Source organism: Streptomyces sp. NPDC101219 (genome assembly GCF_044767675.1).
Taxonomy (GTDB): domain Bacteria; phylum Actinomycetota; class Actinomycetes; order Streptomycetales; family Streptomycetaceae; genus Streptomyces.
Genome location: NZ_JBIWOK010000022.1, coordinates 24,974 through 32,859, shown reverse-complemented (window position 1 = coordinate 32,859; position 7,886 = coordinate 24,974). Strand labels below are relative to the sequence as shown.

Genomic DNA, 7,886 nt, shown 5'->3' with positions numbered 1-7,886 from the left:
GCCTGCTGGTGAGACGGGGGCTACGGGGCCGACTGGGCCTGCTGGTGAGACGGGGGCTACGGGGCCGACTGGGCCTGCTGGTGAGACGGGGGCTACGGGGCCGACTGGGCCTGCTGGTGAGACGGGGGCTACGGGGCCGACTGGGCCTGCTGGTGAGACGGGGGCTACTGGGCCGACCGGGCCTGCCGGTGAGACGGGGCCCACCGGACCTGCAGGCGCCACTGGACCCACGGGGCCAACTGGTGACACAGGACCCACCGGACCAGCCGGACCCGTAAACACGTTCATCGTTCAAGGCGAGACCGTGACGGTGCCGGGCTCGTGAGCACAAGTCCGGGCGCCTGCTGAACGGATCGGGGTCGCGATGAGAGCGCCGGCGGCCGTCTCGGTCGCCGGCAGTCTCAGCTCGATCTACCCGTTCTCGGCAGACCCTCATCCGGCAGCAGCGCATGACTCGGCAGCCCGCGCCCATGACGTACGACACCCGTGGTCGGCCATAGGGCCTCCATCGCGTTGGTGTAGAGAGCACCGGGCGACCATGCCCGCAACCACGCTGGAAGGAGATGACGTGGAGCCGTCGATCTGCCTCTGCATGATCGTGAAGAACGAGTCGCGGGTCATCGAGCGGTGCCTGGCGTCAGTACGCAGCCTGATCACCTACTGGGTGATCTCCGACACGGGGTCCACCGACGGTACCCAGCAGGTCATCAGCCGAGTGCTGCGAGACGTCCCGGGTGAACTCCACGAGGAGCCCTGGTTCGACTTCGGGCACAACCGGACCCGGAATATCGCCCACGCCCGGGGCAAGGCCGACTACCTGCTCCTCCTCGACGCCGACCTGGAGATCCGCCAGGATGCGACCTTGCCGCCCCAGACCGCCGCTTCCTACATGCTGCGGCACGAGGGCGACGTCCAGTACCGCATCAAGCGACTGGTCAGGGGGGACATCGCGTGGCGCTACGAGGGCGTCACCCACGAATACCTCACCACTGACGATGAACCGGTCGGCCAGGAGAATCTTGATGCGCTGGTTGTTGTCGACCATGCCGATGGCGGGTCACGCGGTGACAAGTTCGAGCGTGACGCACGCCTGCTCCGCGCGGATCTCGAACGTGACCCGCACAATCCGCGGACGCTCGCGAACCGTGAGTACGCCGCCCGGCGTCTCGGCACAGTCCCAGGGCCCACGTCCGTATCCGTCCAACACCGTGGAAAAATTCCCGCCGCGGCCGGGAAATAGCGTCGGCTCCCGATCACCGCTGAAAATCCCTTCCGTTTCCCGGAACGGCCAGAAGGCGCAGCACGTGCTCCGTGTGGCCCAGCCGCTCATCGCCATACAGGGGGAACGTCCAGCCTCTGAACGAATGCTCATCGCCATTTGATTTCAGATCTGCTACCCACGCCCCAGACCGAAGTCGCTTCGCTCGCGCATGGCCGCCGAGGCCCGGTCACCGCGTGGAGCAAGAGGAGGACTTGATGTCAGGTATCACGACGGGCCGCGTACCCGGACGGGAGAACGTCCGGCGAATCAGAGCAAGAGCCGCGGCCTCGTGGTGGCCGCGGCTGCGGTCCTGGGCAGTGGGAGGAGTCACCCTGACAGCCGGTCTGGCCGGCTCCCTGGCCCTGGCCTCCACCGCTCACGCACAACCGGGCGGCACCTTCGCCTACGTCGCCCAGACACAGAGCGACACCGTGGCGGTGATCGACACGTCCACCAACACCGTCGTCGGCACCATCGCGGTCGGCGACGGTCCCCAGGACGTCGCGGTCTCCCCGGACGGAACCCGTGCCTACGTCGTCGGCTTCAACGACGATTCCCTCTCCGTGATCGACACGTCCACCGACACCGTGATCGGCACGGTCACCGTCGGGGACGGACCCAGAGCCGTCGCGGTCTCCCCCGACGGCACCCGCGTCTACACGGCCAACCAACTCTCCGACGGCGTATCGGTCATCGACACATCCAGCAACACCGTCACAGGCACCGTCGCGGTCGGCGACAATCCCCAGGACGTCGCGGTCTCCCCGGACGGAACCCGCGCCTACACGGCCAACCAACTCTCCGACGGCGTATCGGTGATCAACACATCCACCAACACCGTCGTCGACACCGTCGCAGTTGGTAGCGTGCCCCAAGGGGTGGCGGTCTCCCCCGACGGCAGCCGCGTCTACTCCGCCAACCAGAACTCCGACGACGTATCGGTCATCGACACATCCAGCAACACCGTCGTCGACACCATCAGCGTAGGCGATGCCCCCCAGAAGGTCGCGCTCTCGCCCGACGGCACTCGCGCCTACGTCTCCAACATCGGTGATGACACAGTGTCGGTGATCGACACCGCGGGCAACACGGTCGTCGACACCATCGCGTTTCCCGCCGGCAGCGAGCCCTTCGGAGTCACCGTGAACCCGAGCGGCAGCCGTCTCTACGTCAGCGCGGTCACCGCGGGAACGGTCTCCGCCGTCTCCACCCTCACCAACAGCGTCGTCGCCACCGTCGCCGTGGGCGGCGAGCCCTCCGGGCTCGATGTCGCCGCCGTCCCCGCAGCATCCGACGCCGCATGCCCTGCGGGCAGCGTGCTCACCGGCGGAGGTTTCGAACTCACCGGCCCGCCCCCGAGCGGCCTCACAAGCAAACCGGAAGGCGACGCCTGGGAAGTCTCTCTGCTGAACGAAACCGCTGAGAACATCAGCCTCACGCCCTACGCCGTCTGCGCCGACAACACCCCGTAGCCGTCTCGAGGCGACAAGGACGAGGCCCTGTGGATCTTCCGCAGGGCCTCGAACTCGCCTGGTGAAGTGGGCACCGCTGTCGTACTGAAAAGGCGGCGACGCAGGGCAGGGTGACCACGGGAGCATGACAGCGGCCCGCCGCGCGGCCGGAGTTATCACTTCCGGCCGGTCGGAAGTTCGGCATCAGCTGCACCCAGGCGTACCGGCTGCTCGACCTCCCCGCTCCCTCGCCGCGGTACACGCGGCCACGGCCGCCGCGGGATCGACGTCGTCGGAGGGTGGGACCGGCCTGCGGGTGCGGCGGGAGACGGACTCCGTGATGGTGAGGTGGGTGCTGGGCAGCGAGCTGGATCCCGCCGGCCGCGAGGATGCCGAGTTCGAGGGCATCCGTGCTGCTCTGCGATCCGCGCTGCTGGCGATCCTCACGCAGGCCGGTCACGCCGTGCAGGCCGACCGTGACAGCGGTGAGGTGCGGGTCGGACTGCTCGCGTGACCTCCGGCAGGGGGAGGGGCAGGCGGTCCAGGCCGCTCGGCGGGGATGGTCACAGACAGCCGGGAGGACACGATGACGACGGCCGGGGCAGGGCCCCGCTGAGCGCGAGGGTCGTCCCACAGCGGTCCCCCCCGACGAGGCGAGGTACCCGATGAGCCGTTCCGGGACTGCTGGTGCCCCGATTCCCTGAGACGATCGCGGCATGACGCGATCGTCCCCCTCCTCGACGCCTGGAGTCCGCCTCCTGCCGGTACGGGAGCCGTCATGAGCGGCACCCGGGTCGTGGTGGTCATGGGAGTCACCGGCACCGGCAAGACCACCATCGGTGTCCTGCTCGCAGCCCGGTTCGGCGTCCCGTTCGCCGAGGGGGACGACTTCCACCCGCGAGCCAACATCGCCAAGATGTCAGGCGGCACGCCGCTCGACGACAACGACCGCGGGCCCTGGCTGGACGCCATCGGCGCATGGGCACGCGACCGGACGGAGGCCGGCGGGGTGATCAGCGGCTCGGCGCTGCGGCGGGCGTACCGCGACCGAGTGCGGGCCACGGCTCCCGACATCGTGTTCGTACACCTCACGGCTGGCCGCGCGCTCATCGAGGAGCGACTGGCCCGCCGCCAGGGGCACTTCATGCCCACGAAGCTGCTCGCCTCCCAGCTCGCCGAGCTCCAGCCGCTGGAGCAGGACGAGAAGGGAGTGACGGTCGACGTGTCCGGTACTCCTGAGGAGACCACCGACCGCGTCGTTGAGGCGCTGCGGGAACTGGACGCTTCCTCCTTCGCACCGTAGGGATCCCCGCTCCCGCGGGCTGCCCCCGCGGCGACGAAGGGTCCTCATCTGCCGGACGGTCACGCACCCCGCCCCGCGAGAGCCCTGAATACCCCGCCCCTTGGAGGGCTTTGGGAAGCCCTGGGAACCCGCCCCGCGCAGGCTCTCGGCCCCCCGCCTCGTGGAGCCGCTCAGGACGACCTCGCCTCCCCGCGGAGGCTCTCATCGACGAAAGTGATGCCGGAGAACTGCTGCAGCGCGGCGAGGATGACGCCCACCAGGAGCGCGGGCCGGACGGCCGGGGCCAACAGCGCGCGCATGCCTGCCGTTTCGGCTCCGGCCTGGCCCTCGCTCTCGCGCTGCCCGGCGCCGGGACCGGCCTCGGTGTCGTCGTACCGCGAGACGACGAGGTCCGCGCCGCCCGGCTCGGTGACCCGGTCGAGCGTGCGCCGGGCGCGGTCCGTCTTGCCGTTGTTGATCTGCCACACCGGGGATTCGGGCAGCCACAGGCACACCAGCACCAGCAGCGCGGAGGGGATGCCGCCGACCCAGAACATCGCGCGCCACTGCTCGGACTCGGCGAACGCCCAGTTCACGAGGTAGGAGGTGAGCAGGCCCAGGGTGATGAGCAGCTGGTTCAGACTGAGCACCCGGCCCCGGATCTGGGCCGGAGCCATCTCGCCGAGATAGGTCGGCACCGTCGCCGACACCCCGCCGACCGCGAGACCCATGATGATGCGGCCGAGCAGCAGCATCCAGTAGCCGTTGGCCACCGCGGCGACGATGATCCCGAGGAGGAACAGCACCCCCAGACCGGCCAGCAGCGGGCGCCGCCCGTAGCGGTCCGAGACCTTGCCGCTGCCCAGCGCCCCCGCGACCGCGCCGAGCAGCAGGACGCTGACCACCGAGCTCTGCTCGAAGGAGGTCAGGCCGAACTCGTCGCGGATGAAAAGCAGCGCCCCCGGAGATGATCCCGTGTCGAAACCGAACAGGAAGCTGCCGATGGTGATGGCCATCGCCCAACGGCGGACGACCCGAGCCCCCTTGGCGTGAGCTGGACGAACCGGCTCTGCGCCGAGGGCCGTGTGTCCAGTGGCTCGCTCATGACGGCAGTTCCTCCCAATGCGCGGGGCCGGCACTGCCGGCCGGATAGTCGTCGAGGGGGACCCGCCCGTCGCGCCACGCGTCCAGCACCGGTTCGACGATGCGCCACGACTCCACCGACATGTCGTCGCGCACCGACAGCGGCTTCTCGTCCTCCAGCACGCCCCGGAGCACCTCCCCGTACTCCAGCAGGTCGCCCGGCCCGAACGTGGTGTCGAGGGTGACCGGAGAGATGGTCGACGGGTCGCCCGGCCCGTTGACATTGAGGTCGAGCTGCAGGCGGTGCGGACCGATACCCAGACGCAGCCGGTTGTTGGGCACGGCGCCGACGAGCCCGTCCGGCACGTGCTGCGGGGCCTTGAACCAGAAGGTGACCTCTTGCCGGGGCGAGCCGATCGCCTTGCCCGAACGCACACGGAACGGCACGCCGGCCCACTGCCAGGTGTCGACCGCGAACACCACCTCGGCGAGCGTCTCGGTCTGCCGGGCGGGGTCGATGCCCGGCTCGTCGGTGTAGGAGGGCAGCGAGCGGCCGTCCACCGTTCCGGCGGTGTAACGGGCACGCCGGCTGAACCGCTCGGGACGGTCGTCCCAGACGTGCGTGGCACGCAGGACCTGCGCCTTGGCGTCCCGCACGTCGAGCGGCTGGAGCGTGCTCGGCGCGGGCATCGCCACCAGCGACAGCACCTGCAGCAGATGGCTCTGGATCATGTCGCGCAGCGCGCCCGTCGTGTCGTAGAACCCCGCCCGCCCCTCCAGACCGAGCGTCTCGTCGAACACGATGTCCACCGCCTCGACATGCTCCGAGGCCAGCAGCGGTTCGACGACCCGGTTGGCGAACCGGACCCCCAGAATGTTCAGCACCGTCGACATCCCCAGAAAGTGGTCGACGCGGTGCACGTGGTCCTCGGGCACGAAGCCGTGCAGCAGCTCGTTCAGCGCCGCGGCGCTGGCCGCGTCGGTGCCGAACGGTTTCTCCAGCACGAGCCGAGTCCCCTCGGGCACACCGATCCGGGCCAGCACCCGGCACGCCTCGACGGTGATCGCCGGCGGCAGCGCGAAGTACAGGGTCAGACGGCCACGGCAGGAATCCAGCAGACGGCGCAGATCGTCCTCCGCCGTGACGTCCGCGGTCAGGAAGCGCGCGTCGCGGACGACGGCATCGACGGCCGGCCCTTCCGCCCCGCCCGCGGCGAACGCCCGCGCGACGAGCGTCCGCCACTCCTCGTCCCTTCCCCGGCCCCGGTCACTGCCGACCAGGTGGAGACCGGTCAGCCCCGACGCGGCGACGAGATTGCCCAGGCCGGGCAGGAGCAGCCGCTGGGTGAGGTCGCCGCGTGCGCCGAGGATGAGCAGCGTCTGAGTCCGCTCGCGGTCCGGGGACGCCGCCGGGGCGTCGGCCGCGCTCATCCGGCGAACTCCCTCACCGGCACGCCCCGCACCCCGGGCACGCAGGCGAACAGCGCGCCCGCCTCCGGTTCGACACCGGGCTCGAGATGCTCGCGCGAGGTGGTGATGAACAGCCGGTCGAGCCCGGGCCCCCCGAAGGCGCACGCGGTGACCTTGGTGACCGGCAGCTCCACCACCTCGTCCAAGGTGCCGTCCGGCGCGTACCGCCGCACCGCGGAACCCCCGTACAGCGCGACCCACACCCCGCCCTCCGCGTCCACCGTCAGCCCGTCCGGGCCGCCGAAACCCTCCGGCACGGCGGCGAACGGACGCCTGCCGCTCAACCCCGTCCCACGGCCGTAGTCGAAGACGTCGACGCGGCCCGTCGCGGTGTCCGCGTAGTACGCACGGTCCCCCTCGGGGCTCCACTCAAGGCCGTTGGAGACCGTCACCGCGTCCAGCACCGTCGTCGTCGAACCGTCCGGGTCCAGGCGGTACAGGGAGCCGGCCCCCTCACGGCCGTCGTAGGCCATCGAACCGCAGTAGAAGCGCCCGTCGGGATCACAGCCTCCCTCGTTCATCCGGACGCGCCCGTCACTCCACAGGGAAACCACCACGGTCACCGTTCCGTTCGTGTCCTCGAGGGCGAAACCGCGCTCCACACCGATCACGGCGCCCCCACCTCGCCGGGGCCGGACCGCGGCCACGACCGTGTCGACGTGCCGCCGTGCCACGGTCTGGTCCCGGGCGAGCGACAGGATGTCGCCCGCCAGCATGTCCAGCCACCGCAGTCCGCCCCACGCCTCGCACCAGACCGGTCCCTCGGCGTGGTACGCCAACGGCTCGGTCACCTGCTCGACCTGCACTGCCGTCACGTCCTTTCCACCGTGGGCCGGAGCACGGGCACGAGGCCCGGAAGCGGCTCGCCGGGGCCGGCTGCCGCCGGGTGAGCGGCATGGCCGACTGGCATGATGAGCCGGGTGAGCGCGCCGCGAAAACGCAGAGCAGTGCTCGCAGCGCGCGCACTGACCCGCCGGGCGGCAACGCAGCTCCTGGCCGGGGGCCGCCGGGCCGCCCTGGACGTGTGGCTGCTCCTCCAGGCCACCGCCGGCGCCGCGGCGGCATGGCTGGTGGCCCGCTACGCGCTCGGCCATCCCGCCCCGTACTTCGCACCCATCACAGCGGTCATCGCGCTGACCGCGAACCTCGGCGAACGCGGCCTGCACGCGATGCGGCGCCAGCTGCCTGCTGCTCGCACGCCTGCTCACCTCGGCCGACGCCGGCACCCGCAGCCGGCTGGAGCAGCCGGTGCGCGGCCTGGCGGACGTCGTCAGCTCGCTGGCCGACGGACTCGACGACCGCACGGTGCGCCAGCGCGCCGCGGACCGCTCGCTGGAAC

At 70.7% G+C, this 7,886-nt stretch carries 7 protein-coding genes; 4 read left to right on the top strand and 3 right to left on the bottom strand.

Features of this window, described 5'->3' with window-relative positions; translation table 11 throughout:
- Nucleotides 1-568: 568 nt before the first annotated feature.
- From ACIRPP_RS30150 to ACIRPP_RS30135, 4 genes are all read left to right on the top strand, one after another.
- Complete coding sequence (locus tag ACIRPP_RS30150) at nt 569-1,240, top strand: glycosyltransferase (RefSeq protein ID WP_403649353.1); 672 nt, start codon at nt 569-571, stop codon at nt 1,238-1,240.
- Between the two features lie 338 nt (nt 1,241-1,578).
- Nucleotides 1,579-2,733: a beta-propeller fold lactonase family protein gene (locus tag ACIRPP_RS30145; RefSeq protein ID WP_403649350.1), complete on the top strand. Its 1,155-nt coding sequence runs from the start codon at nt 1,579-1,581 to the stop codon at nt 2,731-2,733.
- Between the two features lie 316 nt (nt 2,734-3,049).
- Entirely contained in the window at nt 3,050-3,226 is a 177-nt protein-coding gene (locus tag ACIRPP_RS30140) for a hypothetical protein (protein WP_403649347.1), read from the top strand.
- A 264-nt stretch (nt 3,227-3,490) separates the two neighbouring features.
- Nucleotides 3,491-4,015, top strand: coding sequence for a gluconokinase (locus tag ACIRPP_RS30135; protein WP_403649344.1), 525 nt, complete (start codon nt 3,491-3,493; stop codon nt 4,013-4,015).
- Nucleotides 4,016-4,185: 170 nt separating this feature from the next.
- Here ACIRPP_RS30135 and ACIRPP_RS30130 read toward each other — a convergent pair whose 3' ends face one another.
- The 3 genes from ACIRPP_RS30130 to ACIRPP_RS30120 all read right to left on the bottom strand — a co-directional run bounded on the left by ACIRPP_RS30130 (nt 4,186) and on the right by ACIRPP_RS30120 (nt 7,362).
- Complete coding sequence (locus ACIRPP_RS30130; RefSeq protein ID WP_403649341.1) at nt 4,186-5,010, bottom strand: MFS transporter; 825 nt, start codon at nt 5,008-5,010, stop codon at nt 4,186-4,188.
- Nucleotides 5,011-5,095: 85 nt separating this feature from the next.
- Nucleotides 5,096-6,508, bottom strand: a complete 1,413-nt coding sequence (locus ACIRPP_RS30125) for a glucose-6-phosphate dehydrogenase (RefSeq protein WP_403649338.1) — start codon at nt 6,506-6,508, stop codon at nt 5,096-5,098.
- Nucleotides 6,505-7,362 (bottom strand): SMP-30/gluconolactonase/LRE family protein, encoded by an 858-nt coding sequence (locus tag ACIRPP_RS30120; RefSeq protein ID WP_403649335.1) that lies wholly within the window; start codon nt 7,360-7,362, stop codon nt 6,505-6,507. The genes ACIRPP_RS30125 and ACIRPP_RS30120 overlap by 4 nt, the downstream gene beginning before the upstream one ends.
- Nucleotides 7,363-7,886 lie beyond the last annotated feature (524 nt).

Excerpts from the sequence above, each read along its gene's own strand:
- ACIRPP_RS30125 (WP_403649338.1), bottom strand. The coding sequence starts at position 6,508 with ATGAGCGCGGCCGACGCCCCGGCGGCGTCCCCGGACCGCGAGCGGACT.
- ACIRPP_RS30130 (WP_403649341.1), bottom strand. The coding sequence starts at position 5,010 with ATGGCCATCACCATCGGCAGCTTCCTGTTCGGTTTCGACACGGGATCA.
- ACIRPP_RS30135 (WP_403649344.1), top strand. The coding sequence starts at position 3,491 with ATGAGCGGCACCCGGGTCGTGGTGGTCATGGGAGTCACCGGCACCGGC.